General features: G+C 61.8%; 21 protein-coding genes and 1 pseudogene. 16 read left to right on the top strand and 6 right to left on the bottom strand.

Annotated elements, in window-relative coordinates; translation table 11 throughout:
• The first annotated feature begins 66 nt into the window (after nt 1-66).
• Together I6F35_RS36940 and I6F35_RS36935 are read left to right on the top strand one after the other, a co-directional pair.
• Complete coding sequence (locus I6F35_RS36940; RefSeq protein WP_225122549.1) at nt 67-1,818, top strand: adenylate/guanylate cyclase domain-containing protein; 1,752 nt, start codon at nt 67-69, stop codon at nt 1,816-1,818.
• A 147-nt stretch (nt 1,819-1,965) separates the two neighbouring features.
• Nucleotides 1,966-2,946 carry an ABC transporter substrate-binding protein gene (locus I6F35_RS36935; protein WP_225122561.1) on the top strand — a complete coding sequence of 327 codons (981 nt, stop codon included), beginning with the start codon at nt 1,966-1,968 and terminating at the stop codon, nt 2,944-2,946.
• Nucleotides 2,947-3,004: 58 nt separating this feature from the next.
• Here I6F35_RS36935 and I6F35_RS36930 read toward each other — a convergent pair whose 3' ends face one another.
• On the bottom strand, nt 3,005-3,994 hold the full coding sequence (locus I6F35_RS36930) for a tripartite tricarboxylate transporter substrate binding protein (RefSeq protein WP_225122548.1): 990 nt from the start codon (nt 3,992-3,994) through the stop codon (nt 3,005-3,007).
• A gap of 428 nt (nt 3,995-4,422) precedes the next feature.
• On the opposite strand from I6F35_RS36930, the gene I6F35_RS36925 reads away from it, so the two are divergent.
• The 3 genes from I6F35_RS36925 to I6F35_RS36915 are packed head-to-tail and all read left to right on the top strand — an operon-like array spanning nt 4,423 to nt 8,599.
• A complete protein-coding gene (locus tag I6F35_RS36925) occupies nt 4,423-6,963 on the top strand; it encodes a GAF domain-containing protein (RefSeq protein WP_225122547.1) in 2,541 nt (846 codons plus the stop codon).
• Nucleotides 6,960-7,352, top strand: a complete 393-nt coding sequence (locus I6F35_RS36920; protein WP_225122546.1) for a response regulator — start codon at nt 6,960-6,962, stop codon at nt 7,350-7,352. The genes I6F35_RS36925 and I6F35_RS36920 overlap by 4 nt, the downstream gene beginning before the upstream one ends.
• Nucleotides 7,349-8,599 (top strand): adenylate/guanylate cyclase domain-containing protein, encoded by a 1,251-nt coding sequence (locus tag I6F35_RS36915; RefSeq protein WP_225122545.1) that lies wholly within the window; start codon nt 7,349-7,351, stop codon nt 8,597-8,599. The genes I6F35_RS36920 and I6F35_RS36915 overlap by 4 nt, the downstream gene beginning before the upstream one ends.
• A gap of 155 nt (nt 8,600-8,754) precedes the next feature.
• Here I6F35_RS36915 and I6F35_RS36910 read toward each other — a convergent pair whose 3' ends face one another.
• Entirely contained in the window at nt 8,755-9,261 is a 507-nt protein-coding gene (locus tag I6F35_RS36910) for an AAA family ATPase (protein WP_225122544.1), read from the bottom strand.
• A gap of 149 nt (nt 9,262-9,410) precedes the next feature.
• Nucleotides 9,411-11,762, bottom strand: a complete 2,352-nt coding sequence (locus I6F35_RS36905) for a phospholipase C, phosphocholine-specific (protein WP_225122543.1) — start codon at nt 11,760-11,762, stop codon at nt 9,411-9,413.
• A 335-nt stretch (nt 11,763-12,097) separates the two neighbouring features.
• Between I6F35_RS36905 and I6F35_RS36900 the strand changes: the two genes are divergently transcribed.
• A complete protein-coding gene (locus tag I6F35_RS36900) occupies nt 12,098-12,973 on the top strand; it encodes a MurR/RpiR family transcriptional regulator (RefSeq protein ID WP_225122542.1) in 876 nt (291 codons plus the stop codon).
• Between the two features lie 352 nt (nt 12,974-13,325).
• Here I6F35_RS36900 and I6F35_RS36895 read toward each other — a convergent pair whose 3' ends face one another.
• The gene (locus I6F35_RS36895) at nt 13,326-14,123 is read right to left on the bottom strand and encodes an N-formylglutamate amidohydrolase (protein WP_225122541.1); all 798 of its coding nucleotides are present in this window, start codon (nt 14,121-14,123) and stop codon (nt 13,326-13,328) included.
• 103 nt (nt 14,124-14,226) lie between these two features.
• Between I6F35_RS36895 and I6F35_RS36890 the strand changes: the two genes are divergently transcribed.
• From I6F35_RS36890 to I6F35_RS36880, 3 genes are all read left to right on the top strand, one after another.
• Complete coding sequence (locus I6F35_RS36890; protein WP_225122540.1) at nt 14,227-15,120, top strand: transglutaminase family protein; 894 nt, start codon at nt 14,227-14,229, stop codon at nt 15,118-15,120.
• Nucleotides 15,121-15,229: 109 nt separating this feature from the next.
• Complete coding sequence (locus I6F35_RS36885; protein ID WP_225122539.1) at nt 15,230-16,042, top strand: transglutaminase family protein; 813 nt, start codon at nt 15,230-15,232, stop codon at nt 16,040-16,042.
• Between the two features lie 101 nt (nt 16,043-16,143).
• The gene (locus I6F35_RS36880; protein ID WP_225122538.1) at nt 16,144-16,542 is read left to right on the top strand and encodes a gamma-glutamylcyclotransferase family protein; all 399 of its coding nucleotides are present in this window, start codon (nt 16,144-16,146) and stop codon (nt 16,540-16,542) included.
• Nucleotides 16,543-16,548: 6 nt separating this feature from the next.
• Here I6F35_RS36880 and I6F35_RS36875 read toward each other — a convergent pair whose 3' ends face one another.
• Nucleotides 16,549-17,103: a chlorite dismutase family protein gene (locus tag I6F35_RS36875; protein ID WP_225122537.1), complete on the bottom strand. Its 555-nt coding sequence runs from the start codon at nt 17,101-17,103 to the stop codon at nt 16,549-16,551.
• A gap of 171 nt (nt 17,104-17,274) precedes the next feature.
• On the opposite strand from I6F35_RS36875, the gene dnaG reads away from it, so the two are divergent.
• From dnaG to I6F35_RS36845, 6 genes and pseudogenes are all read left to right on the top strand, one after another.
• Complete coding sequence (gene dnaG / locus I6F35_RS36870; RefSeq protein WP_225122536.1) at nt 17,275-19,266, top strand: DNA primase; 1,992 nt, start codon at nt 17,275-17,277, stop codon at nt 19,264-19,266.
• Nucleotides 19,267-19,606: 340 nt separating this feature from the next.
• Complete coding sequence (gene rpoD / locus I6F35_RS36865) at nt 19,607-21,739, top strand: RNA polymerase sigma factor RpoD (protein ID WP_225122535.1); 2,133 nt, start codon at nt 19,607-19,609, stop codon at nt 21,737-21,739.
• A 68-nt stretch (nt 21,740-21,807) separates the two neighbouring features.
• Nucleotides 21,808-22,914: a DNA methyltransferase gene (locus I6F35_RS36860; RefSeq protein WP_225122534.1), complete on the top strand. Its 1,107-nt coding sequence runs from the start codon at nt 21,808-21,810 to the stop codon at nt 22,912-22,914.
• Between the two features lie 12 nt (nt 22,915-22,926).
• The gene (locus I6F35_RS36855) at nt 22,927-23,976 is read left to right on the top strand and encodes a DUF262 domain-containing protein (protein WP_225122533.1); all 1,050 of its coding nucleotides are present in this window, start codon (nt 22,927-22,929) and stop codon (nt 23,974-23,976) included.
• The gene (locus I6F35_RS36850) at nt 23,966-24,640 is read left to right on the top strand and encodes a hypothetical protein (protein ID WP_225122532.1); all 675 of its coding nucleotides are present in this window, start codon (nt 23,966-23,968) and stop codon (nt 24,638-24,640) included. The genes I6F35_RS36855 and I6F35_RS36850 overlap by 11 nt, the downstream gene beginning before the upstream one ends.
• A 41-nt stretch (nt 24,641-24,681) precedes the next feature.
• Nucleotides 24,682-24,845, top strand: a pseudogene (locus tag I6F35_RS36845) (thiol-disulfide oxidoreductase); the annotation flags it as partial.
• A gap of 69 nt (nt 24,846-24,914) precedes the next feature.
• On the opposite strand, the gene I6F35_RS36840 reads toward I6F35_RS36845, so the two are convergent.
• Complete coding sequence (locus I6F35_RS36840; RefSeq protein ID WP_225122531.1) at nt 24,915-25,151, bottom strand: hypothetical protein; 237 nt, start codon at nt 25,149-25,151, stop codon at nt 24,915-24,917.
• 626 nt (nt 25,152-25,777) lie between these two features.
• Here I6F35_RS36840 and I6F35_RS36835 point away from each other — a divergent pair.
• On the top strand, nt 25,778-26,251 hold the full coding sequence (locus tag I6F35_RS36835; RefSeq protein ID WP_225122530.1) for a hypothetical protein: 474 nt from the start codon (nt 25,778-25,780) through the stop codon (nt 26,249-26,251).
• The last annotated feature ends 83 nt before the right edge of the window (nt 26,252-26,334 follow it).

The following is a 26,334-nucleotide window of genomic DNA, read 5'->3' as shown; positions in this document are numbered from 1 at the left end:
CAACCTTCCTCCGGACCTGAACTCGTTCTAATCTATCCCCACAGAACGGGATTGAGGTGTGCGGGCATGGTCCGGCAACGTTTTCGCGGCCTCTTCCAGAAGTACCTGCTCGTGTTTTTTTTGGCGGTGGCAATTCCGCTCGCGATCAACGGTGTGATCGAAGCCTGGTTTGGATATCGCGATCAGCGTGCGAGACTCGATCAAGTGCTCGGTGTTCAGGCGACATCCGCCGCAGCCAGAATCCATGGCTTTATCGACAACATCACCAACGAGCTTGGCTGGCTGGTTCAGCTTCCCTGGACCGATGGTCCCGACGAGGGGCGGCGGACCGATGCGTTGCGCCTGTTTCGCCAAGCTCCCGCGATCGTGAGTCTTGCACTGTTCGACCATGCCGGACGAGAGCGCCTTTTCGTCTCGCGTGTCGGTCTCAATCGAATTGACAGCCGCACTGACCGATCCTCCGATCCCGCGGTGGTCGGCGCCCGCTCGGCCCGGATCTGGTTCGGCGACGTGAGCTACCACCGAGGCTCCGAGCCGTACCTGACAGTTGCGATTTCCGGCAACCGACCGTCGGTTGGAGTGGTGGTCGCCGAGGTCAATCTCAAGCTGATCTGGGACGTCATATCCGCCATCAAGGTGGGAAAAACCGGCTCCGCGTTCGTGCTGGACCGGCCCGGCCGGCTGATTGCTCACCCGGACATCAGCCTCGTCCTGCGCGGCGCGGACGAAGCCACGTCCAAGCCGTTTCAGGCCATACGCGATGCGATCGGGCGCGCAAGAGCGGGCTTCGCGACCGGCCGCGACGTGGAGGGCTACGCGATTGCCGCTGCTGCCGCGCCTGTTGCCGGTCCCGACTGGACCGTCGTGGTGGAACAGCCCGTGTCCGAAGCTTTCGGCCCCATCTATGCAGCCTTGTGGCGGACCGCAGGGCTTCTCCTGGCCGGCACCATGTTCTCGGGCTTGCTCGCCTATGCGCTGGCGCACCGGATGACCGAGCCGATCCGGCTCCTCGAGGAAGGGACCGAGCGGATCAGAGCCGGATTTTTCGATCATCGCATCAGCATCAAGACCGGAGATGAGTTTCAGCGTCTGGCGGAGAGTTTCAACCGGATGGCGGCCGAATTGGCGCTGGCGCAGGAGCACCAGGAGCGGATTGCCAGACTCAAACGGTTTCTCGCGCCGCAAGTCGCTGATCTCGTCGATCAAACCGGCGACGACAGCGTCTTGGAGGGGCGCCGCACCGAGGTGGTCGTGGTGTTCTGCGACCTGCGAGGCTTCACCTCGTTCTCTGCGGGAGTGACGCCAGAGGAAGTCATGAGCGTGCTCTCGGAGTACTATGAGGCGCTCGGCAAGGTCATTACGACCTTTGCCGCGACCCTCATCAGCTTCTCGGGCGATGGCCTGATGGTTCTCGTCAATGCACCGGTCCCCGTCAAAGAGCCGGCGCTAACGGCAGTCGACCTGGCTGTGGAGATGCAGAGGACCGTGCAAGAACTCATCGTCTGCTGGCAAAAGCGGGGGTATCAAATCGGGTTCGGGGTAGGTCTTGCCAGTGGCCCGGCAACGGTTGGACGGATCGGATACGAAAACCGGTTCGACTATACGGCCATCGGCAGTGTGGTTAATCTCGCGGCCCGCCTGTGTGCGTCCGCGGCCGACCGGGAAATCCTGATGAACGACGAGGTCGCCGAGGCCGTCAAGGACAGGCGCTCGCGCAAAAAAATGGGGAATCGTCCGATCAAGGGTTATGATGAGGCCATACCGGTCTTTGGTATCGTGTTCGATGCGCCCATCCAAGACGTGAGCCGATTGAACTAGCTCGGCAGGTGACGTCTGGTGCAGGACGCATTTGGCGCGACGTGAACAGCAGGATCCGCGCTCATGGGCGACCAGGCGATGCCGGTTGGTGCAAACATGGCCAGCACTGGATTCAAGGCCTTGGGGCACGCCAGGACGTTCGATCGGATCAGGCGGCGGGACTTTCTTGCGCTGCTCGGCGGTGCCGCAGCCTGGACGCATCAGGCAGGGGCGCAGAGATCGACGATGCCGGTCATCGGCTATCTCTGCCCGGAATCGCCCGTGCCATTCGCCAGTCGGCTCAAAGCATTCCACGACGGGCTCGGCGAAACCGGCTACATCGTGGGCCGCAATGTCGCAATCGAATATCAATGGGCGGACGGACAGTACAAGAAATTACCAGCTCTGGCCGCAGATCTGGCCGCCCGGAATGTAGACCTGATTGTGGCTCCGGGCGGCGCTCCCGTGGCGCTCGCGGCAAAAGCTTCTGCCGCCAACAAGACCATCGTGTTCGAGATGGGCGGGGATCCGGTCCAATTGGGCGTGGTGGACAGCCTGTCACGGCCAGGCGGGAATATCACGGGTGTTTCCAGCCTGAGTGTGGAAGTATCCCGCAAGCGGCTTGAGTTCATGCACGAACTGCTGCCGACAGCGGCCACATTGGCCGTTGTTGCCAACCCCACGAGTCCAACCGCCAATTCACAATTGGAGAACCTGCGTTCCGCCGCAGACTTCCTTGGGGTAGGCCTGCAGATTCTGCAGGCCAGCAACGAACAAGAGTTCGAACCGGTTTTCTCGGTCACCGCTCAGAAATCGGCGGGCGGACTCGTTTTCACCTCGGATCCTTACTTTGCGTTCAGGAGCGGGCAACTCGCCGAGCTCGCCCAACGATACCGTGTGCCCGCAATAACCCAATCTCGTGACTTCCCGGTCGCAGGAGGCCTGATGAGCTACGGCGGAGATTTCGCGCAGTCGCATCGTCGCGCCGGCGTTTATGCCGGGCGGATTCTCAATGGCGAGAAGCCCTCCAACCTGCCGGTTCAACTGGTCACGAAGGTCGAATTCCTCGTCAACCTGAAGGCCGCCAAGCTCCTCGGCCTCGAATTTTCACCCTCGCTGATCAGCGGCGCTGACGAGGTGATCGAGTAGTACGTCACGCTGGCGCGGCCTCCAGGGGAGTGAGGACCACCACTCCAGGTCATCACCGCTATGATGGTTGCAAGCCGAGCCCTTGCGCGCTCTCCATCCAGATCGGCAATTCCCGCTGATACAAGGCATTGCTTTCCTTGAAGCCGAACGTCGGCTCGAGCACGAAAGTGGTGAGGACTTCCTTCACTTTCGGATCGCTATTGGCCGCCACGCAGAGCTCCGCCAACCGATCCACGATCGGCTGTGGCGTCGCCTTGGGCAGCGCCCAGCCCGTGAAGCCGCTCACGGTGAAGAATTTCGCTGTCGCGCCTTGCTCGGGCAAAGTCTTGATGTGCGGGATCGCGTCGACCTTCTTCGAATGCACCGCGAATACAACGCCACGATTGCTCTGCAGGACGGATTGCGCTGCCGTGTAGCTGCCCATCGCGACATCGAGCGTGCCTTCCGCGAGCCCCGTCCACATTGGCGCTTCGCCTCGGTAGTGGACCGGTTCGATGCTCAGACCATACTGCTTGTTGAGCTCATTGATCGTCATGTGCGGGGTCGAGCCGGCGCTATAGGTGCCGAAGTTCACCTTGCCGCTCTTGCGCGCGAAGGCGACGAATTCATCCAGCGTTTTGACCTCCGTCTTCGGGTTCGCGACCAGTAGCAGCCCGGCGCCCGGAATGACGCTGACGAGCGTCAGGTCCTTGTCCATGTCGTAGCCGGGGTTCTTCATAATTACTCTGTTCATCACGTAAGTGGTTGAGATCGAGCACAGGATCGTGTGGCCATCCGGTTCCGCGCGCGCGACTTCCGCGGCGCCTATCGAGCCCGAGGCGCCGGGCTTGTTTTCGATGACGACGGTCTTCCCTACCTGCTTCGAGATGAATTCGCCGAAGGCGCGCGCGAGCAGGTCGGTCTGCCCGCCCGCCGGATAGCTGCAGATCATGCGGATTTGCCGCGACGGCCACACCTGCTGCGCCGAGGCGCCGCGCAGCAGGAACGGCATCGCGACGGCCGTCGCGCCGGCGGCAATGAAGTGACGGCGATCAAATTCCGCTGACATGGCTTCCTCCCTGGATTTTCCATCAGGGTATCAGCGATGCGCGCGAGTTTCGAGACTCTCCCAAAGCGCTTTCGCGGGCGCCCGCTTGCTCCACCCGGTCGCTACCGCGCGGGCCAGAGCACTTTCGGTTCTGATGGAATCAGAAGCGAAGCGCGTCGATATTAATATTCAATTTGAGTGTGGAATTAAATATTTCCGACGGCCATGATTGGCAGCCTGTTCCCGACCAGCACCTACAACGCGACGAGCTACGGCGTCGACGTGCTGTTCCGTCCGCAACTCGCGGCATCATGACCGCCTTTGCCGGGTGCAGGGACTGAGGTCTGGCACCCGGCCCGGCGGATGTGATAATGCGGCAGCCTTGGCGGGCCGGCCTCCGTCGGCCGTCATTGCGCCTGCTCGCGTCGCGGCGCCGAACCGGATCATGAATGACCGCGCTGTCCCAGGATGTAGCCGCCGAGCTGAGGCGCCGGATCGACCAGCTCGAGCAGCAATTGCAATCCGGCGCCGCCGAGAATGCAAGCCTGCGAAGCGCGCTTGCGGTTGCGCGTGATCGCCAGAGCGCCAGCGCCGACATCTTGCGTACCATCGCGGCCTCCCCCTCCGATGCCCGGCCGGTGTTCGAGGCCATTGCGTCCAGCTCCAAGCGCCTGCTCGGGGCCTTCTCGGCCACCGTGCTCCAGTTCATCGGCGACGAGCTTCATCTGGTGGCGTACACGCCGATCAGCCCCGAGGCGGACCAAGGCTTGAGGTTATCATTCCCGCGACAGATCGCGGACTTTCCGACCTTTGCCCTGGTTCGCGGTGGCGAGACGATTCAATTTCCCGACAGCGAGGCCGACGACGTCCCGCAACTGAACAAGGATCTGGCGAGGCTGCGCGGCTTCCGCAGCGTCTTGTTCATGCCGCTGATGAATCGGGGAACGCCCGTCGGCATGATCAGTGTCACGCGTGCCGAGCCGGGCGCGTTTGCCGCCGATCACGTGCAGTTGCTGCAGACGTTCGCGGATCAGGCCGTGATCGCGATCGAGAACGCGCGTCTGTTCAACGAGACACAGGAAGCGCTCGAGCGGCAAACCGCCACCGCAGATATCCTGAAGGTGATGGCAGGTTCTCCGTCCGACGTGCAGCCCGTATTCGCGGCCATCGCCGCCAACGCCAACCGGCTGGTCGGCGGCTTCTCCACCGCGGTGCTTCGCTATGCTGGCGGCGCCGCCCATCTGGCGGCCTTCACGCCGACCGATCCGGCCGGCGATCGGGCGCTGCAGGCCGCGTTCCCGGTGCCGTTCGCCCAATTCCCGCCCTGCCAGCTTGTGGCGGATGGTACGGCAGCGCAACTGCCCGACACGGAGCTCGAGCCGGCCGCTCGGGACATCGCGCGTGCCCGCGGCTATCGCAGCATGCTGTTCGTGCCGCTGGTGAGCGAGGACCAGGTCATCGGTATCATCATCACGACGCGCCAGGCGACCGGCACGTTCGGCGAACACCACGTCCGCCTCTTGCAGACATTCGCCGATCAGGCCGTGATCGCCATCGAAAACGCGCGGCTGTTCAATGAAGTCCAGGCCAAGACCCGGGATCTGCAGGAAGCTCTCACCCATCAGACCGGCAGCGCCAACATCCTGAAAGTGATCGCCTCCTCGCCGACCGATGTCGGACCGGCATTGAAGGCAATCGTCGAAAGCGCCTGCGAGCTTTGCGATGCCTATGACGCTGCCGTGCTGCTCAAGGACGGCGACGATCTCCGCTTCAGCGCCCATCACGGGCCGATCGAGATCAATGTCGAGAAATGGCCGATCAGCCGCGGCTGGACTGCCGGGCGGGCTTTTCTCGACCGCAAGCCAGTGCATTTGCGCGACTCGACGTCGGAGGAAGGCCATGAATTTCCTGATATCAAGGCGCTGACCCAACGCTCCGGGACCCCCATTCGCACCGTGCTGTCTGTACCGCTGCTCCGCGAGAACGAGAGCATCGGCGCGATTCTGCTCCGCCGCAAGGAAATGCACCCGTTCACCGACAAGCAGATCGCGCTGCTGCAGACCTTCGCCGATCAGGCCGTGATTGCGATCGGCAATGTCCGCCTGTTCGAGGAGGTTCAGGCCCGCACCAGGGAGCTTGCAAAATCGCTCGACGATTTGCGCGCCGCGCAGGACCGCCTGATTCAGACTGAGAAGCTGGCCTCGCTCGGTCAGCTCACGGCCGGTATCGCGCACGAGATCAAGAATCCGCTCAACTTCGTCAATAATTTCGCCGCGCTTTCCGCGGAACTGACCGGCGAACTGAGCGATTTGCTTGCATCACTGGCACTTGCAGACGACGCCCGTGGCGAGATCGATGAATTGAGCGGGCTCCTGAAAGGAAATCTGCAAAAAATCGTGCAGCACGGCAAACGCGCCGATTCCATCGTCAAGAACATGCTCCTGCATTCGCGCGAGGGCGGCGGCGAGCACCGGCCGACCGAGGTGAACGCGCTGGTCGAGGAGAGCCTCAACCTCGCCTATCACGGCGCGCGCGCCGAGAAGCCGCAGTTCAACGTCACCCTCGGGCGCGAGCTCGATCCAGACGCCGGCACGGTGGAGGTGTTCCCGCAGGAGATCATTCGGGTGCTCCTGAACCTGATCTCCAACGGCTTCTATGCCGTCGCCAAGCGCGGCCAGAAAAACGACCCCGGCTTTGAACCTGCGCTCAATGCCAGCACACTCAGCCGCGGCGATTATGTCGAAATTCGCATCCGCGACAACGGTGTCGGCATTCCGCCCGAGGTAAGGGAGAAGATGTTCAATCCGTTCTTCACGACCAAGCCGCCAGGCGAAGGCACTGGCCTTGGACTTTCCATGAGCCATGACATCATCGTGAAGCAGCATGGCGGTACGATCAATGTCGAGAGCGAGCCCGGCGAGTTTACCGAGTTCACCATCCTGCTGCCGCGCAGAAGCAATTTTTCGGATAAAGCCAGAGGTCAGCCGTGAGTGTGATGGTTCTGGTGGTGGATGACGAGCCCGATGTGGAGGCCTTGTTCCGCCAGCAATTTCGCCGCGATCTTCGCGCCCGGCGCTTCGTGATGGATTTCGCTCCGTCGGCGTCGGAAGCCTTGACCCGCATCGCCGATGTCGGCGAGCACTCGCTGATCCTGATTTTCTCCGACATCAACATGCCCGGCATGAGCGGGCTGGACATGCTGCCGGAGGTCCGCGCCCAAAGGCCTGACGTTCCCGTGATCATGATCACGGCCTACGCGGATGATTCCGCGACGCGCAAGAAGGCGCTGGAGCGCGGCGCGGAGGATCTGTTGACCAAGCCGATCGATTTCGGCCAGGTCCGCCAGGCGATCGACGCGAGGCTGGAGCACTCCGCATGACCGCCACCATCCTGGTCGTCGACGACGAGCCCGATCTGGAAGCGCTCATGCTGCAGAAATTCCGCAAGCAGATCCGCGACGGGCTGGTGAGCTTCGTGTTCGCGCGCGACGGCCTCGAAGCCCTCCAGTCGATCGAGCAGCATCCCCATGTCGATCTCGTGGTCTCCGACATCAACATGCCGCGCATGGATGGCCTGTCGCTGCTGGCGAAACTGCAGGAGGCCGAGGACAAGAAGTCGACCATCATCGTCTCGGCCTATGGCGACATGAGCAACATCCGCACCGCGATGAATCGCGGTGCCTTCGACTTCCTGACCAAGCCGATCGATTTCGCCGACCTGGAAACGACGATCGAGAAGACGATGCGTCACATCGAGGTCCTGCGCGAGGCACGCCGCCGCCAGATGGAAGCGGAGCGCGCGCACGCGTCGTTGTCGCGTTATTTCTCGCCCGAACTCGCCAAGCGGCTTGCCGCCGGGGACGACGGCAACGACATGGAGGTGCGCTGGCGCGAGATCGCCGTGATCTTCACCGACATCACCGGCTTCACCTCGCTCGTCGAGACGGCTGCCCCGGAGGTGCTCGCGGAACTGCTCAACGAATATGTCGGCGGACTGACCGATGTCGTCTTCGCTCATGAAGGAACGGTGGCGAAGGTGATCGGTGATGCGATCCAGGTGCTGTTCAATGCGCCCGGCGACCAGCCCGACTATGCGACTCGCGCAATTGCCTGCGCGCAGGCGCTGGATGAATGGGCGGAGGCCTTTCGCGGGCGCTGGAAAGAGCGAGGCGTCGATTTCGGCGCCACGCGGATCGGGGTGCATGCCGGCCCCGCGCTGGTCGGCAATTTCGGCGGCAACCGTTTCTTCGATTACACGGCTTATGGCGACACCATCAACACCGCCGCTAGGCTGGAAGCCGCGAACAAGGCGCTGGGCACGCGGATTTGTGTCAGCGGCGCGGTCGCAAAGGCGGCACAGGAATTCAAGGGGCGGCCGATCGGCGATCTCGTCCTGCGCGGCCGCAGCGAGCCGTTGCGGGCCTACGAGCCTTTGCCGGCGGCGAATTTCGATGCGCCGGCCGCAGCCCAATATGCCACCGCCTTTGCCAAGCTGGAGTCGGGCGACGCCGCGGCGATGCCGGCTTTCGCCGCGCTGGTCGGCACGCATGCCGACGATCCGCTCGCCAGCTATCATTTGCGACGGCTGCTCAATGGCGCCAAGGGCACCCGCATCGAGCTTGGCTGACTGCGCGCACGTTGCGCCGACACTGCGCTATTCCGCCCTTGCTAGAGCATGATCCGGAAAAGTGGGACCGGTTTTCCGAAAAAGATCATGCTCAAACAAAGAGCTAGAGCGGGATGACGATTCGGAGAAAAATCATCACGCTCTAGAAGCGGCTATCACGTTTGTAACAGATCGAACGCCTCGTCCACGCACAGCTCCAAGCTGCGATGTGCTGTGTCGACAACGAGGCGGTCTCGATTCCACTTGTCGTAGGCGCGGCCGGCGACGGCGTTCCAGTCGGGCAGGGCCAGCCCCATGATGTCGGTTGATCTTGTCTCAATTCTCCGGCGGTGCTCGACGGGATCGCTGCATACCACTTCGAGCCATCTGAGTTCGGCTCCGCTACGTTGCGCGGCCGCCTCCCAACCGTCTCGTGCCTCCTGGCAATCGTTGACACAATCCGCGATGACGTCCAGGCCGAGAGCCAGATTATCTGCGGCGATTGCCTGGGCCGCTCGGTAGCTCCAGTCAAAGAGATCGCTCGGCGCTGTACCCGATGCCCAGATTGCCTGATCCATCAAATCGATGCGTAGCCAGATGGCTCCGCAGCGTCGCGCCAGGTGCCGCGCAATGCTTGACTTGCCGACCCCGGGCAAGCCGGCCAGCGTGATGAGCCTTGGCATTTCACCCTCGACCTTTCTCGACCGGTACACGTACCTCACGCTAGCTCAGTTTCAATTCTATTCCCATGTGCGGGAACGTTTCCAATGGATCGAGATGAGAAGGCGCCCGAGGGCGCCTCCGAGTCGTTGTGATGATTGCGCCGCCCTCTTCAGAACCGGTCGACCACGCCCATGCCGGGATCGCTCACCGAAGCGCGGCCGGTTTCCACATGGCCGGCCACGCGTCGATGGAAGCCGCTGTCCGAGTCGCTGGTGATGATGAAGTCATACCACAGGCCGGTCGTGCGCAGATTCCAGTATAGCTCGCTGGGGCGGCCAGACGCGGACACTTTGACATCCCACGACGTGCGCAGACCGCCGCCGAAATCGGGCCCCGGGAAGAGCACCGGCGGATTGAAGCCGAAGCCGGGGGCGAAGAAGTCGGGAGCGTGCCGGAAACCAGGCACCGGGCCGAAGCCCACGGGACGGAAGCCGGGATGCGGACCGAAGCCCGGGGGCTCCGGCTGCATCGCGGCCGCCACCGAGGCGCTGACGGCCGACAGCGGTCCATAGATCTTGTTGGATTTCACCGTGAAGCGCAGGTGGCCGTTGCCGTCGTTGCGTAGCTGCAGATGCAGACCGCCGTCGTGCACGTTGTAGCCAACGAAGATTTCGGGGTTCGGCTCATTCTTGTGCCGCATCGCAGAGATGTCACCCTTGAAGTGGCGATGGAAGCCATTGGGGGCGAGCACCCACAGATCATAAAGGCCGTCGCCTCCGACGTCCCATTCGTCGTCCAGCATCTCGCCTGCCTCGACGGTGTAGCGCCGCGGAATGCGATCGAGGTGCATTTTGTCGTAGACGTGGAACACGGCGCCTGCAAAGCCGGTGTTGGCGAACAGGAGCCTGACCTTGCTCTTGCCGGCATCGACCTGCGCGTTGGCGTGCAGAATGTAGGGAAGCGCACGCGAGAAGCGCACGCCGGTTTCCTGAAACAGCGGCTGCGGCGTCGCCGGCGCGGTGGGAGCCGGCAGTGTCTTCTGGTGCGCATCCGATGCTTGCCAGTTGCTCTGGTCGGGCAGTTCCGGGAAGCGCGGATCGTTGGGGCTCGCGAAGTCGAAGGCCGTGGTGAGGTCGCCCGCAATGGCGCGATGCCAGGGGCTGATGGAGGCCACCTTGATGCCGAAGCGCTTCTCGAGGAATCGGCCCACCGACGTGTGGTCGAAGACCTGCGAATTGACCCAGCCGCCCTTGCTCCACGGCGACACCACGTACATCGGCACGCGCGCACTGAGGCCCCAGGGACGGATGTTGCCGCTGATCTTGTCGTCGCTGCTCAGCACATTGCCGACCGTGTTGGAGAAATATTCACCCGCGAGCGGCATCGTGGCCTTGCCCATCAGGTTGCCGTCGTTGTCATAAGACGGCACCGCCGGCGCCGGCAGGTGATCGAAGAAGCCGTCGTTCTCGTCGAAGGTCAGGAAGAAGACGGTCTGGCTCCAGACCTCGGGGTTGGCGGTCAGCGCGTCCAGCACCTGGTCGGTGAAATTGCCGGCGCGGGTCGGGCTGCCGCCGCCGGGATGCTCGGAGTTGGCCTGCGTCGGCAAGATCCACGAGACCTGCGGCAGGTTTCCGCTCATCACGTCGGCCTTCAATCTGGCCAGATAGTCCGGACCACCGGTCAGGCCGTGCACATAGTTGGGATCACCAGGCTGTGCGTGGCGGAAGCTGGCGAAGGCCAGACAGCCGTGCATCGCGCCGGTCCAGTTGTCGTTCATGTCCTGGTAGATGTGCCAGCTCACGCCAGCACGCTGCAGCAGGTCGGGAAGCGTGTCCCAGTTGAAGTCGCTGCCGACATAGCGGTAGGTCGGCTGGGGTTGAGACAGGCCGGCCACCCACTTCGAAGGGTTGGGCCAGCAGCGGTTGTTGTTGGGCTCTGAATCGTTCGTCGTGCAGTTGATGCCTTGCGCGCGCAGCGCGGGATTGAAGTTGGAGCCCGACCAGAACACGATCCGGTTGGGATCGGTGCCGGTGGTGATGGAGGCGTGATAGGCGTCGCACAGCGTGAAGGCCTCGGCGAGCGCGAACTGGAAGGGGATGTCGTCGCGGCCGAAATAGCCCATCGCGTACGGGGTCTTGTACTTGGCCCAGAAGCCCATCTTGCCCTGGTTCCACGCGGCCTGGCTATCGCCGAACGAGTGCGGCGTGCCGTAGCCGACCAGCGCGTTGCTGGTCGCGGAGTCGCGATGATAGGGCGGAATCTCGCGGGTGCCGTCGGACTGGAACCACACCGGCTTGCCGCTTTCGAGCGGAATAGGGAAGCGATCGCCGAAGCCGCGCACGCCGCGCATCGTACCGAAATAATGGTCGAACGAGCGGTTCTCCTGCATCAGGATCACGATGTGCTTGACGTCCATGATGGTGCCGGTCCGGCGCCTCGCCGGAATGGCCAGCGCCCGGTTGATGCTGGTAAAGGCAGCCGCCGCCGTGGCGCCGGCCAGAAAGTCGCGACGTGTTGTCATCTTTATTCTACCTTTGGTTGAACAGTTGAAGAAACGGACGACGGTTTGCTGGCGCAGGCCTTGGCCTCACTGCGCGGGCAAGCCGGTCGGCAATAGCAGTGCGACTTGACGTCGCTGTGAATAATTTATTTCCGATGTAAATTTTTGTGAGATTATCTCAGTACAGCATGATCAGGCACCAAGAGACGGGAGAGCGGGCCGGAAATGACACATGAGCCATCATCGTTGCCGGCTTGTTCCGGCGGCTCAGGAGAATTGAAGCTGCCCGCAACGGGAATCGCGGTAGCCTTGGGCTATTCACCAAATCAATTCCCACGGTGTTCGCGAGGGCGCGGGTGACACGCTCGAACTTCAATGCAGGACCGTCCGTCAGCGGTATCCTATCCCGCGTTCGTGAATTGCAGTCTGATCTTCCTCCGAAAGCCAGGCAAATCGCCGAGCTGATTGTCGCGCAGCCGGAATCTTTCATTCACATGTCGATCACCGAAGTGGCCAAGACATGTGGCGTCAGCGAAGGCACGATTGTTTCCTTTTGCGGCCGGGTGGGCGTTCGCGGGTTTCAGGAACTCAAGATTCTGCTGGCGCGGGATCTGATCGAGCCGGTTCGTCTGATTCAGGAGGATCTGCATCGGGGCGATGATCCGGCGACCGTCACGGATCACATCTTTGCCGCCCACGCCGCTTCGCTCCACGAGACACGCCGCCTGCTTTCGATGGAATCATTGGCAAAGGCGGCAAGTCTGTTGAGGCAAGCGCAGCGGATCGAGATTTATGGCATAGGAAGTTCGGCGCCAATCGCGCAGGACCTCTCCTATCGCTTGCTGCAACTCGGGCTCGCAGCGAGCGCAGTCGTCGATTCTCATGTCCAGGCCGTCAGCGCCGGGATGACCGGCCCGACGGTCACCACCGTCACGGTGTCTCACTCCGGCAGCACGGTCGAGACGGTGCTCGCGACCCGATTGGCGCGGGAAGCCGGCGCCCGGACAATCGGCATCACGCGGCTCGGCAAATCGCCTCTCGCCGCCCATTGCGACGTTCTGCTCTATACCGTCGCAAATGAAACCAGGTATCGGCCGGAGGCCATGAGCAGCCGCGTGGCTCAGCTCGCCATTATCGACACCTTGGTGAGCTGTTGCGCTCTGACCGACACCGAGCGTTCCGTTGACAGGCTTCAACACGCCGCGCGTATTCTTTCCGAGAAGCGCTTTTGATTGCTCCGCTTCGGGCGGAGAGCCGTTCACTGCCAAAGGATTGGTTTCCCCTGCAGGGTACAGAATGTGCCACGCCGGCCATAACACAAGGCCGGATCGACTGCGCGATCGGGGTCTCTATTCGGCCGCGGCGCGAGGCGCTGTTTTCGAGCAGGTCGAGCCGAGCCCAAGTTTTTCCGCGACCATTCCCATCGTCGTCAGCACCACGATGGGGGCCATCTTCATGCAGCGGATACCATGTTCGACAGCATGATTACATCAGCGTTTCGAGTTTGGAGAACTCTGGTTACGGCGGAAATTCAATGTGGTGCGGAGAGCCCGGCGGAAGCGCAGCTTTCATCTCGAGCGCGCGCTAAATCAGCTTCTCCGCGCTTAGCGTCGTTTCGATCTCGGCAAGGATCCGCGCCAGCCTGTCCGCCCACGCCTTCTGTCCGGCGGGGTCGGAGATCAGATCCTGGCGGATCTCGATGCCCGTGTTCATCAGGCCGCGCATCTCGCCGTGAACGGGGATCGTGTAGTCGGTCTCGTCGCTCACCGCATAGGGCTCGTTGTTGCCGACCACGAGGTCGCCCTCGCTGCGCAAATGCTTCAGCAGGAGCGGCGGCAGCACGGTGTCGCGGTGATAGAGCGTGCCGATGTGCCAGGGCCGCGCGATCCCGGCATAGACAGGCGTGAAGCTGTGCATGGACACCAGCACCGTCGGCTTGCCCGCGTGCAGCCGCTGGTCGATGATCTCGTCGATCCGCCGGTGATAGGGATCGAAGATCGCCTGCCGCCGCGCCTCCGCGGCCTCCCGCGTCAATCCCTCATTGCCGGGAATCGTGGTGGCTTCGCTGATCAGGGGGATCGAGCTTGCGACATGCGGGGGGCGGTTGCAGTCGATCACGAGCCGCGAATAGCGCTGCGCGACCAGATGCGCATCGAGCTGCGCCGCAAGCTGCTCGGCGACGCCGGCGATCCCGATGTCCCAGGCGATGTGCTGTGTCAGCTCGTCTTCGGAGAGGCCGAGATTGCCGAGCATGCGGGGGATCAGCCGCCCATAATGGTCACAAGTGAACAGGAACGGCGAGCGGCCATCGGCATTATGTTCGTGGACCGGCGGGACGTTTTCGTCCGTGAGCAGGAACGTCGTGCCGGTCGTGGTGTCCAAGACTTTATCCTCAACTTTGCCTATCGAAGCGGCACGCCGATCTTAAAAATGAGCACCGCCCACTATAGATTAGACCGACGAAAGTCACGATGATTGCCGGACGATGCCGCTACTCAAGATTCATCACAAGACCGTATATCGCTACACCCATCCGGTGGCGTTCGGCGAGCACCGCATCATGCTCAGCCCGCGCGACAGCCATGACTTGCGCGTGGTCGAGAGCGACCTCCGAATCGAGCCGCAGCCGATGTCGCTGCGCTGGATCCACGATGTGTTCGGCAACAGTGTGGCGATCGCCGCTTTCGACGAGCGCGCGGACACGCTGTCGTTTGTCTCCACAACCACCGTCGACCACAATCCGGCTGAAGAGTTCGCGCTGACGCCGGACGACCCCGCTTATTTCTATCCCTTCCTCTATGACGAGGAGGAGTTTCCGGATCTCCTGCAATATGTGCGGCCGCAATATGCCGATCCGGACGGCGAGATTTCGGCCTGGGCGCGGCAGTTCCTCGATGCCGAAGCGCCGACGCCGACGTTCAAGATCCTGAGCGGCATGACCCACGGCATTCGTGAAAGTTTCAGCTATCGCAAACGCCATGAGCAGGGCACGCAGCATCCGATTCATACGCTGCAGACCGGCTCGGGCTCGTGCCGCGACTATGCGCTGTTCATGATCGAGGCATTGCGGCGGCTCGGCATCGCCGCGCGTTTCGTGTCCGGCTATCTCTCGACGGTTTCGGACAGCGGCCATGTCGGCGGCGGCTCGACCCATGCCTGGGTGCAGGTCTATCTGCCGAGCGCGGGCTGGATCGAATTCGATCCGACCAACGGCATTGTCGGCACGCGCGATCTGGTCCGCGTCGCGGTGGCGCGCGACCCGCGCCAGGCGATCCCGCTGCATGGCGTCTATCTCGGCACGGCTGATGCTTTCGTGAACATGGAAGTTGCGATCACGGTCGAGCCGGTCGGCGAGGATAGGGAGGTCGTGCCGGCATGACAGGTTCGCCCGCTGAACCAACGCCTGGCGTGGGAGACTAATTCAGACGTCTCCTTGCGGGCTCGGTTCGCGAGAGGCGCATCGATGACAGGCAAGGACTGGGACGGGAATGGAGATCAAGGTCGGCTTCGAGATTGCCTATGCGGCCGCGCAGCCGACGCCGATGGTGATGATGCTCTCGATCCATCCCTCGCGCTTCCAGGATATCATCGGCACCGAGACCATTATCGCCGAGCCCGATGTCCCGATCGGCTTCTATCGCGACAGCTTCGGCAATGTCTGCGGCAGGCTGGTGGCGCCGGCCGGCGGCGTGACCTTGTGCGGCCACGCGCTGGTGCGCGATTCCGGCCTGCCTGACGTCGTGAACCCGGGCGCGCAGCAGATCCCGATCGAGCAATTGCCGGACGAGATGCTGCTCTATCTGATGCCGAGCCGCTATTGCGAGACCGACAAGCTCACCGACATCGCCTGGTCGCTGTTCGGCAACACCCCGCCCGGCTGGGCGCGGGTGCAGGCGATCGTCGAGTTCGTGCACCACCACGTCACTTTCGGCTATCAGCACGCCCACCACATGAAGTCGGCGCATGATGTCTACGAGAGCCGCACCGGCGTCTGCCGCGACTTCGCCCATCTCGCGCTGACCTTGTGCCGTTGCATGGGCATCCCGGCGCGCTACTGCACCGGCTATATGGGCGACATCGGCGTGCCGCCCGAGCCCGAGCCGATGGATTTCTCCGGCTGGTTCCAGGCCTATCTCTCCGGTGCATGGTACACGTTCGACGCCCGCCACAACGTGCCCCGCATCGGCCGCATCCTGATGGGCACCGGCCGCGACGCCGCCGACGTCGCGCTGACCACGAGCTTCGGCCGCATGACGCTGACCAAATTCATCGTGGTCAGCGAAGAGGTGGCGGCGGTCTAGGTTTACGCCGTCATTGCGAGGAGCGCAGCGACGAAGCAATCCATCTGCCTGCGCGCTGAAGCATGGATTGCTTCGCTTCGCTCGCAATGACATAGAAAGCCATGATCTCCGACCGTCTCTTCGTCTACGGCACCCTGATGCGCGGCTTCGACCATCCGATGGCGCGGCTGCTCTCGGGCAATGCCGATTTTCTCGGTGAGGCGCGCTGCCAGGGCCGGCTCTACCGGGTCGAGCATTATCCCGCGCTCGTGCTCTCGAACGATCCCGCCGACATCGTCTACGGCGAATTGTTTCGCCTGCGCGCGCGTGACGAATTGTTGGGTGAACTCGATATGTATGAAGCCTGCGGCGAAGGTTTTCCGCAGCCGACCGAATATGTCCGCCAGATGCTGCCGCTGACATTGGCCGACGGCGCCAGCGCCGAGGCGTGGACCTATGTCTACAACTGGCCGATCGCGCACCTGCCGCGCATCACCTCGGGCCGGTTTTTGGCGCAGTAGCCCGCCTCACTCCTCGCGCAGCACGCGGATGTCGACCTCGCGCTCGACGTAACTCCACTCTTCGGTCGCGCGCAGCATCGCCACCAGTTCGTCGAACAGCGCAGTGTGCTCGGGGGCGAATTCGAACCAGGTGAGGAAATCGAAGGGCTCGCCGAGGTCGCGGCTGTGGAACAGCTGCCGCGCGATCGCGGGCAGATATTTCAGCGTGCCGGCGATGTGGTGCGACTTGTCCTCGAAGATGTCGCGCCGCTCTTCCGGCGTCAGATTCCACCACGCCACCGTTTTCTTGATCGGGATCAGCGCCGCGCAGCTCGCCTCGCGCCGGCCGAGCGCGGCCTGCTGCGCGTCGAGCTGGTCCTTCTCCGCGCGGTTGGTGTAGCGCAGATAGCTGGTGACGCCGGCGAGCCGCCAGGCCGTGGTCGAGGGCAACAGCGGCAGCGCGATCGCCTCGCTTGCGATGACAGACAGCGCCGGCACGCGCGGCAGTGTCTCGCCCTTCACCTTGGAGATCGAGGTGATGCGCCAGCCGCCGCTCTGTCCGCCCCTGAAGGTCGTGAACATGGCTCTATCCAACAGCGGAACCGGGCAGGGTTCAAGCGATCAGTGTTATTGACGGACGCGGCAAAATCCGCTGGCCCTGTGAATACCGGGCGAATCGCGACGATTTTGATATCTTGTGCGCGTGCTCACTATATCGGTGACCGGTTCAACGCTGGCTTCAAAATCCGTCCCATGCGCTTCACCCCGCACTTCCTCGACGAGCTGCGCGCCCGGCTTCCGGTCTCGGACGTCGTGGGCAAGCGCGTGCGGCTGAAGAAGGCGGGCAAGGAGTGGAAGGGGCTGTCGCCATTCCAGCAGGAGAAGACGCCTTCGTTCACGGTCAACGACCAGAAGGGATTTTATCACGACTTCTCCTCCGGCAAGCACGGCAACATCTTCGATTTCGTGATGGAGACCGAGGGCGTCTCCTTCCCCGAAGCGGTCGAGCGGCTGGCGGCGATGGCTGGCATGCCGCTGCCGGCGGTGACGCCGGATGCCGCCCGCCACGAGCAGCGCCGCAAGACGCTGCATGACGTCATGGAGCTTGCCGCAAAGTTCTTCGTCGACACGCTGGCCTCGCGAAACGGGGCAAAAGCCAGAGGTTATCTCGCCGACCGCGCGATTTCGCCGGCGACGCAATTGCAGTTCCGCCTCGGCTATGCGCCGCCGGAGCGCTTTGCGCTGAAGGAGCATCTGGGCGGGCAGGGGATTTCGACCGAGGACATGGTCGAGGCGGGGCTGCTGGTCGCCGGCGACGACATCCCCGTGCCTTACGACCGCTTTCGCGACCGCGTGATGTTTCCGATCACCGACCTTCGCGGCCGCGTGATCGCCTTCGGCGGCCGCGCGCTGGAGAAGGACGTCCCGGCCAAATATCTGAACTCGCCGGAAACCCCGCTCTTCCACAAGGGCGACAACCTCTACAATCTCGCAACCGCTCGCCAGGCCGCCCATGACGGCGCTGCGCTGATCGTGGTCGAAGGCTATGTCGACGTCATCGCCATGGTCACTTCGGGTTTTGCGGGCGCGGTGGCGCCGCTCGGCACCGCGCTCACCGAGAACCAGCTCGCGCTGCTCTGGAAGATGGCGGATGAGCCGATCCTCTGTTTCGACGGCGACCGCGCCGGGCACAAGGCTGCCTACCGCGCCGCCGACCTCGCGCTGCCGCATCTGAAGCCGGGAAAAAGCCTGCGCTTTGCATTGTTGCCGGAGGGCCAGGACCCCGACGATCTCGCCCGCTCCGGCGGGCGCGGCGCGATCGAGGAGGTGATCTCGGCCGCTCGCGGCCTTGCCGACGTGCTGTGGTCGCGCGAGATCGAGGGCGGCAATTTCGCCACCCCCGAGCGCCGCGCCGCGCTCGAGGCCCGCATCGGCGAGCTCACCAATGCCGTCCGCGACGACGTGGTCCGCCGCTATTATCGCCAGGATTTTGCCGAGCGCCTGCAGCGCAATTTCGCCCCCGACGTGGGCCGTGGCGGCTATGGCCGCAGCCCCTTCCGCTCGCCGAGGGGCGGCGAATCACCCCGACGTTTCGCCCCCCGCGCCCCGGGCGGCGGCCGCTTCGGCCCGTCAGCCGGCCCGGCCCAGGGGCTGCTCCGCGGCCCCTACCAGGCGGCGAGCCCGCAGCTCGCCAGCAGCCCGATCATGCACGGCCAGCGCAGCGCGCTGTCGCGCCGGGAGGCCCTGATTCTGCAGATCCTGATCAACCATCCCTGGCTGTTGCACGACCACTTGGAGGAAGTCGCCGCCCTCGAACTCGCCCATCCCGAGGCGCACAAGCTGCGCGCCGGCATCATCGCCGCCTTCGCCAACGACCACCACCATTCCCCCGACGAGGAAGAGCAGGCCGAAAAAATGCGGGCCGACCTCGTTGCGAGCGGATTTTCACAAATTCTTCAAAGGGTTGATCGGGCGATCACGACCCAGGCGGTATGGGCCGCGCAAGTCGGCGCCGCGCGCGAGGACGTTCTTTCCACCTGGCGCCAACTCGTTGCCTTGCATCAGAAAACACATGCATTACTTAGGGAAAGGAAGGACGCCGAGCAGGCTTTAGCCGAGGATCCCAGCGAGGCGAACTTGGCATGGCTGCGGGACATCCAGGCACGAATGGCAGAAGCCGAAGGCACTGAGGCCCTGATCGAAGGGTTTGGTGAGTTGTCGGGCCGGTTCCAGCGCAGCGTGTGATGAAAGAATCATGCGGAAGGCTAATGCCGAGCCCGCAAAAAGACTCGCCAAACCCATGGTTTGGCTGCAAAAACAGGGTTAAGCGAAACTTAATTGCCGCACCTTTATTGGTGCACACTGGTCGAGGCGGATCAAGGGGTGGCGACAGGTTGCGCCGCCCTTTCCGCATCAATGGGCACGAACGGAAAAGCGGGTGTTTCCGTATTTGTGCTCGAAAGAGGAGATAGGGCGGGACGCTTCTCCGAAGAGAAAGCTGTCGCGCTCGTGATGACTTCGGTGCTTCATGCGAGGGGCGTGATGACGCCGGCCTCGCATGGAACGCGTTTCGGGAGCTTGATGAATGGCCACCAAGGCAAAGACGCTGCAGGTTAAGGACAAGGAAAAAGACGACAAGGCAGCGGATGCCCCCGAGAAGGAACAGGCGGATGCGCCGTCGCCCTTGCTCGACCTCTCGGACGCTGCCGTCAAGAAGATGATCAAGCAGGCCAAGAAGCGCGGCTTCGTGACCTTCGATCAGCTCAATGAAGTGCTTCCTTCCGACACCACATCGCCCGAGCAGATCGAGGACATCATGTCGATGCTCTCGGACATGGGCATCAACGTCACCGAGGCCGACGACGCCGACGGCGAGGAAGAGGACAAGGACGTCGACGACGAGACCGACAACGAGCTTGTCGAGGTCACGCAGAAGGCCGTCACCGAGGTCAAGAAATCCGAGCCCGGCGAGCGCACCGATGATCCCGTGCGCATGTATCTGCGCGAGATGGGCACCGTCGAGCTGTTGTCTCGCGAGGGCGAAATCGCGATTGCAAAGCGCATCGAGGCCGGCCGCGAGGCGATGATCGCGGGTCTGTGCGAAAGCCCGCTGACCTTCCAGGCCATCATCATTTGGCGCGACGAACTGAACGAAGGCAAGATCTTCCTTCGCGACATCATCGATCTCGAAGCCACCTATGCCGGCCCGGAATCCAAGGGCGGTCTCAACCCGCCGATCATTCCAGGCGGTGATGGCGAAGCCGCGCCCACGTCCGAGGGCGAGGAGGGGACCAGCCAGCCCGCGCCCGCCCATGTCGCCCCGCCGGCCGCTCCGCCGTCGCCGACCCCGTTCCGCACTCAGCCCGCCGGCGGCGAGGCTGATGTCGAGGAGAAGGATCCGGGCGAGGCCGCCGCCGAAGCCGACATGGACGACGACGAGTTCGAGAACCAGATGTCGCTCGCGGCGATCGAGGCCGAGCTGAAGCCGAAGGTGGTCGAGACCTTCGACAAGATCGCCTCCGAGTACAAGAAGCTGCGCCGCCTGCAGGAGCAGGACATCGCCAACCAGCTGCAGAGCGAGTCGCTCTCGCCCTCGCAGGAGCGCAAGTACAAGAAGCTGAAGGACGAGATCATCGTCGAGGTGAAGTCGCTGCGGCTGAACCAGGCCCGCATCGATTCGCTGGTCGAGCAGCTCTACGACATCAACAAGCGGCTGGTCTCGTTCGAGAGCCGGATGATGCGGCTTGCCGACAGCCACGGCGTCGCGCGCGAGGATTTCCTGCGCAACTACCAGGGCTCCGAGCTCGATCCGCGCTGGCTCAACCGTGTCTCGAAACTTTCGGCAAAAGGCTGGAAGAATTTCGTCCACCACGAGAAGGACCGCATCAAGGACCTGCGCCACGACATCCAGCAGCTCGCGGCGCTGACCGGCCTCGAGATCGGCGAATTCCGCAAGATCGTGCACAGCGTGCAGAAGGGCGAGCGCGAAGCGCGCCAGGCCAAGAAGGAGATGGTGGAAGCCAACCTCCGCCTCGTGATCTCGATCGCGAAGAAATACACCAACCGCGGCCTGCAGTTCCTCGACCTGATCCAGGAAGGCAACATCGGCTTGATGAAGGCGGTCGACAAGTTCGAGTATCGCCGCGGCTACAAGTTCTCGACCTACGCCACCTGGTGGATCCGGCAGGCGATCACCCGCTCGATCGCGGATCAGGCCCGCACCATCCGCATTCCCGTGCACATGATCGAGACCATCAACAAGATCGTGCGCACCTCGCGCCAGATGCTCAACGAGATCGGCCGCGAGCCGACCCCGGAAGAGCTCGCCGAGAAGCTCGGCATGCCGCTTGAGAAGGTGCGCAAGGTCCTCAAGATCGCGAAGGAGCCGTTGTCCTTGGAGACGCCGGTCGGTGACGAAGAGGATTCACACCTCGGCGATTTCATCGAGGACAAGAACGCGATCCTCCCGATCGACGCCGCGATCCAGTCCAACCTGCGCGAGACCACCACGCGCGTTCTGGCCTCGCTCACCCCGCGCGAAGAACGCGTGCTCCGCATGCGCTTCGGCATCGGCATGAACACCGACCACACCCTGGAAGAAGTCGGTCAGCAGTTCTCGGTGACCCGCGAACGCATCCGCCAGATCGAAGCCAAGGCGCTGCGCAAGCTGAAGCATCCGTCACGGAGTCGGAAGCTGCGGAGCTTCTTGGATAACTAGCAGTGTTAGCGCTGGGGGGAACGGCGCTCTCGTCACCGAAACAAACGACGTCTGAACGAAGCTCGTCTTTGTTTCCGTATTACGCGGGCTTCTCAGAGGCCTTCGTACGAGATGTGCTGGAAACATTGAAGGTGACGGCCGATCAGGTGGTGCTGGATCCGTGGAACGGGTCAGGTACCACGACTGCAGTGGCCAAGGGGGCTGGACTCCGCGCCATCGGAATCGACATAAATCCAGCAATGGCTGTTGTGGCTAACGCGCGTCTCGCTACACCGAGCAGCATCAATGCTGCCCGACAATTCTTGACGCAAAGCGGGCGGCGGATCTCCCAAGCATTTCTTCGCGAGGCTTGCCCGTCTCCCCACTTGTCATCGGCGCAATCTGCATTTTTGCTAGCAATATTTCGGCTCACCAGAAGAAAGCTACGAGAACGAAATCTTCTCGCGACTAACCCCACTTGGTGGCAGTTAGGTCGGTCTGATGTCAGCCGCGCAATTGCATCAATAAGTAAGTCTCAGGTGGAGGCCGAGCTATCAGAGCTGAAATCAAAAGTTTCAGTGGCCAACAGCGGCCTAAACAAAGTTAATCTAGTTAGAGCTGATTTGCTGGCCGAGAATTTGCCTCAGGTCAAGGCCGACATAATCATTACTTCTCCGCCATACTTGACGCGGATTGACTACGTTAAGGCTACCCTGCCCGAGTTGCTGATCCTTTCCTTGCTCGAAGAAGATCTGTCAGTCGACCAATTGCGCCGCGCGATGATCGGCTCTCCGGTAATTGGTCGAGGACCAGATCGCATGCCCACACAAATTGGAGACTATGCGAAGTCAATTCTGTCTCGGATCGCTTCACACGGATCAAAGGCGTCGCAAACCTATTACTTAGCTTTCTTTAGTACGTACGTATCCAGGATGCTGACTGCGTTGGAGAGACTGAGTTCTATGGCTTTACCAGGAGGGAGGATGGTCCTCGTCGTGCAGGGCTCTCACTACAAGGAAATATACGTCGATCTGGCTCGACTCAGTGCAGATCTCGCAAGTTCGGTGGGATTCGAGTTGGTAAGTCGGGCGGATTTCAACTTTAAGCAGAGTTTTGCACAACTTAATCCGAGGGCGAATGGGTACAGTCTGGAAACGGCGCAGGAGACTGCACTACTTTTCAGGCGCCTCTCTTGATTGGAAAAGACCATGCTCGCTAACGCTTCCCCAATGTCCGTCGGAGATTTTTGCAACGATCTTAAGGCTAACAAGATAACGATTAACGACGATTACCAGCGCAATTCCGGCCTTTGGTCATCCCTAGCAAAGTCGTATTTTATAGAGTCGATCCTTCTAGAATTTCCGATTCCAAAACTGTTTGTATACGCAAAGATTGATCTAAAGACAAAAGGTACTGTGAAAGAGATTGTCGATGGACAGCAACGAAGTGGCGCTCTTCGCGACTTCTTCAATAACAAACTCCGCTTGTCTCAGAAAATCGATACGGAAAAGTTTCGCGGCAAACGTTACTCCGACCTCGAAGACGAAGATAAGTCAAAGTTTCTTAGCTACTCACTTCCCATCGATCAGTTCTCAGGCGTGGAGGAGTCTGAAGTTCGGGAAGCCTTTACAAGGATGAACGCGAACAATGTGCCGTTAAACGAGGAGGAGCAGCGCAACGCTAGATTTCAAGGCACGTTCAAATGGTTTGTTAACAGCTTATGCAAAGAGAAGCGCGAGCGCTTCTTGAAGATCGGGCTATTCTCAAAGAGAGACATTGTTCGCATGGCGGACTTCAAGCTGGTTGCCGATCTAGCCTATCTCCTCGAGTTTGGGATCCACACTACTAAAAGCGCGCAATTGGACGCCATATATAAGAAATACAACAATGCCTTTGAACGCGAGGCAGAATTTCGGGAAAGGCTCGGTTCAAGTATCGACGAGTATCTCGATCTGGAAGCCTATCACGAGCCGATCCTAGCCAAGGCTTATATGGCCTATTCGATCGTCTCTGTTCTACTGGATCGTAGATATAATTTGGGCTTGCTCGATCAGGCAAAAAGTCTGGCGCCCGACGTCGCGGCACGGCTTGAAGCATCACCGGTCTCTCGTGACGACTTGCTGGTGGCGCTCGGTGATCCCGAGGGCTCGCCGCAATTGCTTGATTTCACGCAGACGGTCACAAAAACGAACGTGGATACGACCAGAGCAGTGCGTATGCTGTATTTCAACTCTGCTCTCACGAGCAATGAAACCTAGCCTAAATATGCGCGCAAGCTCCCGATTCCATACGATCCAAAATGTATTTAACCGACGAATTTCTTTTTTTCGTGAATGTCAGGCAAAGCTGCTGGCAGGAAACGATCGAGGCGCAAGCGCGTGGGGTGCCCACGTCGTTATTGAGCTCGACAATCTACTTATTTCGACTTTCCGAGAGTTTTTAGTTTCTTCAAATTTTGGTGTGAAAGGGCTGTCCGGGCGATGGACATCTACTGCCGTTCCACCATTCCCCAGCGACGCGCATCTGACTGCGCGGGCTTTGTCGATAGTAAACAGCGTAAAATACCGAAAAATTGGGTCCCCACTCACGATCGATAGGCGGGATGAGCATAAGTTTCGAAATCCCCGAGAGGTGCGTACGGTACTGGCGTCGCTTGGGGGAAGCAATTTACCGGAATTGGACACCGCGCTGGCGCTCAATACCACGCTGTTCTCCGATATTGCTGTTCTTCGCAATTTCTACGCTCACCGAAATCGTGACACTTGGCGAAAGGTCAGCGATTATTTCACGCAGCAGCGTGCTTACCCTCGTTTCAAGAGAGCTTCTGACTTGCTGGCTTATCAACGCCCTTCGTCGAGTGTGAGCGTGCTAGGGGAATGGCTGGCTGATGCGGAGCTATTCGTTGACTTCGCGTTGCAGTGAAGTTTTGCACATTTGTGCTTGCCGCAGCGCTACAACCCGCGAAGCTGATCGCCGGCGCCGCACTCGCAATGCGGCGGCTGACACCCGGCGAGGAATGGCTCGCGACGCTGTTCGGCAATAGGTCATGCTGCCGGTGACACGGCTTGCCTATGATCGGTTTGCGGACGTGCTGTTCGCCTGGAACAAGCGGAAGGGGCGCTGGTGAACGCCGACGATGGTATCCCCGCGGTATTTGCTTGCTTTGTCGGTCATCGGATGATCGCCGGGCGACGCCCTACTTCTTCTTCACCCCAACCCGCTCGATGGTCTTGATCGCCAGCGGCGGGCGGCCGGCTTTTTCGGCGATCTCGCGGTCCTGCTCGATGATGAAGCCGCGTGCCGGCTCGTCACCATCGAGGCCGCCGAGCAGCTCGGCAGGGACGCGGCGGTTGGAGCGTTGGGAGCCGTCTTCATAGACGACGTTGAAGAAGGCGAATTCGCCTTTGGGATTGGTGCCGGGTTTCTTGGCCATGGCGGCTTGTCGTCGATCAGGGCGTGCCTGTCAAAGAAATAACGCGCGCTCATGTGATGGGGTGCTCTGCGCGAAGCGCGAGATTCCGCGTCGCCGCCTCGCACCGCGTCTCGCTCACTGCTCCGAACGGGGTGGATTGGGATCCACAATGGTCTTCGATGCTCCGCCAGGTGCAGGCTGCATCGGCGGTGGGGTGCCGCCTTGCGGGCTTTCAGCGGGCGCGCCGCCGGATTCAGTGTCAAGCGGTCCGGTCCACCCCTGCGGCTGTCGCTGTCCCTTATCATCGGGCAGGACCGTGCGGCCTGTACTCCAGGAGGAGTCGCCCGGTTTTTTGTCGTCGCTCTGCGGCTGGGCCGCAGCAACTGAACCCGAGATGCCAAGGCATAGCACCATAAGAAGAATACGCATGGCCGCTCCATTGCTAGACTCGGCTGGGCCTATAGGGTGTGGGTGGCGCACTGTGAAGGATTCGACGCCCCACAAAGCCATTGGTTCCAGTCGTCCTGGATCGCGCTTCAGCAGTAACCACGTTTCGAGATTCCCCGAGAAACTCCGCCGCAGTTACGAACTGTCAGGAATTGCGGCCTTTGCTTCTCGTCACATCAGCATGGTGGCGAGAGATGATTATGCCTGTCGGACGATACATCGCCTGGGTTGGCGCATCGCTTCTTGCGTTAATGTACATCGCTGACTGGTGGTCGCCACAATCCTTAACCGACGCGGTGGCTGACCCGGTCGAGCGGCCGGCCATCCGGATCGCTTCGCTCGAGCGGGCGCCCGAGCTTGTCGTCATGGACACCAGCCTGCCGACCATTGTGCCGCCGCCGGCGCTGGCCGAAGCCGTCGCGCCAAGTGAACCGCCCGCGGTGCGCGCGCTCGCCGCAGCGCCTCCGTCTCCGCCGGCGGTCGAGATCGAGAAAAAGACCAAGAAGGCCGTCAAGCGGCAGGCGCCCAAGGTCGCGGCGGCGCAGCCGCCACTGCCGCTGGCTCCCGCGGTCGCGCCGGCTAACCCGGCGCCACCGGCCGCTCCGGAGATCAAATTGTCGTTCGCCGATATCTTGTCGGGGCAACTCGTGAAGAACCTGCTCAACCTGCATTGAAGCCTGGTCTTGTCGAGATCAGGTCGAATGTATCCGCAATGGATGCTGCGCTCCCTCTCCCGCTTGCGGGGGAGGGCTGGGTG

This window comes from Bradyrhizobium sp. BRP22 (assembly GCF_020194175.1).
In the GTDB taxonomy this organism is placed as follows: domain Bacteria; phylum Pseudomonadota; class Alphaproteobacteria; order Rhizobiales; family Xanthobacteraceae; genus Bradyrhizobium.
The sequence above is the reverse complement of the archived record's forward strand: the minus strand, read 5'-3'. Positions and strand labels throughout refer to the sequence as shown.

Coding starts and splice junctions, on each gene's coding strand:
- dnaG (WP_225122536.1), top strand. CDS start 17,275: ATGCGCTTCACCCCGCACTTCCTCGACGAGCTGCGCGCCCGGCTTCCG.
- I6F35_RS36855 (WP_225122533.1), top strand. CDS start 22,927: ATGCTCGCTAACGCTTCCCCAATGTCCGTCGGAGATTTTTGCAACGAT.
- I6F35_RS36875 (WP_225122537.1), bottom strand. CDS start 17,103: ATGTTCACGACCTTCAGGGGCGGACAGAGCGGCGGCTGGCGCATCACC.
- I6F35_RS36880 (WP_225122538.1), top strand. CDS start 16,144: ATGATCTCCGACCGTCTCTTCGTCTACGGCACCCTGATGCGCGGCTTC.
- I6F35_RS36890 (WP_225122540.1), top strand. CDS start 14,227: ATGCCGCTACTCAAGATTCATCACAAGACCGTATATCGCTACACCCAT.
- rpoD (WP_225122535.1), top strand. CDS start 19,607: ATGGCCACCAAGGCAAAGACGCTGCAGGTTAAGGACAAGGAAAAAGAC.
- I6F35_RS36925 (WP_225122547.1), top strand. CDS start 4,423: ATGACCGCGCTGTCCCAGGATGTAGCCGCCGAGCTGAGGCGCCGGATC.
- I6F35_RS36940 (WP_225122549.1), top strand. CDS start 67: ATGGTCCGGCAACGTTTTCGCGGCCTCTTCCAGAAGTACCTGCTCGTG.
- I6F35_RS36910 (WP_225122544.1), bottom strand. CDS start 9,261: ATGCCAAGGCTCATCACGCTGGCCGGCTTGCCCGGGGTCGGCAAGTCA.
- I6F35_RS36885 (WP_225122539.1), top strand. CDS start 15,230: ATGGAGATCAAGGTCGGCTTCGAGATTGCCTATGCGGCCGCGCAGCCG.
- I6F35_RS36850 (WP_225122532.1), top strand. CDS start 23,966: ATGAAACCTAGCCTAAATATGCGCGCAAGCTCCCGATTCCATACGATC.
- I6F35_RS36840 (WP_225122531.1), bottom strand. CDS start 25,151: ATGGCCAAGAAACCCGGCACCAATCCCAAAGGCGAATTCGCCTTCTTC.
- I6F35_RS36835 (WP_225122530.1), top strand. CDS start 25,778: ATGCCTGTCGGACGATACATCGCCTGGGTTGGCGCATCGCTTCTTGCG.
- I6F35_RS36905 (WP_225122543.1), bottom strand. CDS start 11,762: ATGACAACACGTCGCGACTTTCTGGCCGGCGCCACGGCGGCGGCTGCC.
- I6F35_RS36930 (WP_225122548.1), bottom strand. CDS start 3,994: ATGTCAGCGGAATTTGATCGCCGTCACTTCATTGCCGCCGGCGCGACG.
- I6F35_RS36915 (WP_225122545.1), top strand. CDS start 7,349: ATGACCGCCACCATCCTGGTCGTCGACGACGAGCCCGATCTGGAAGCG.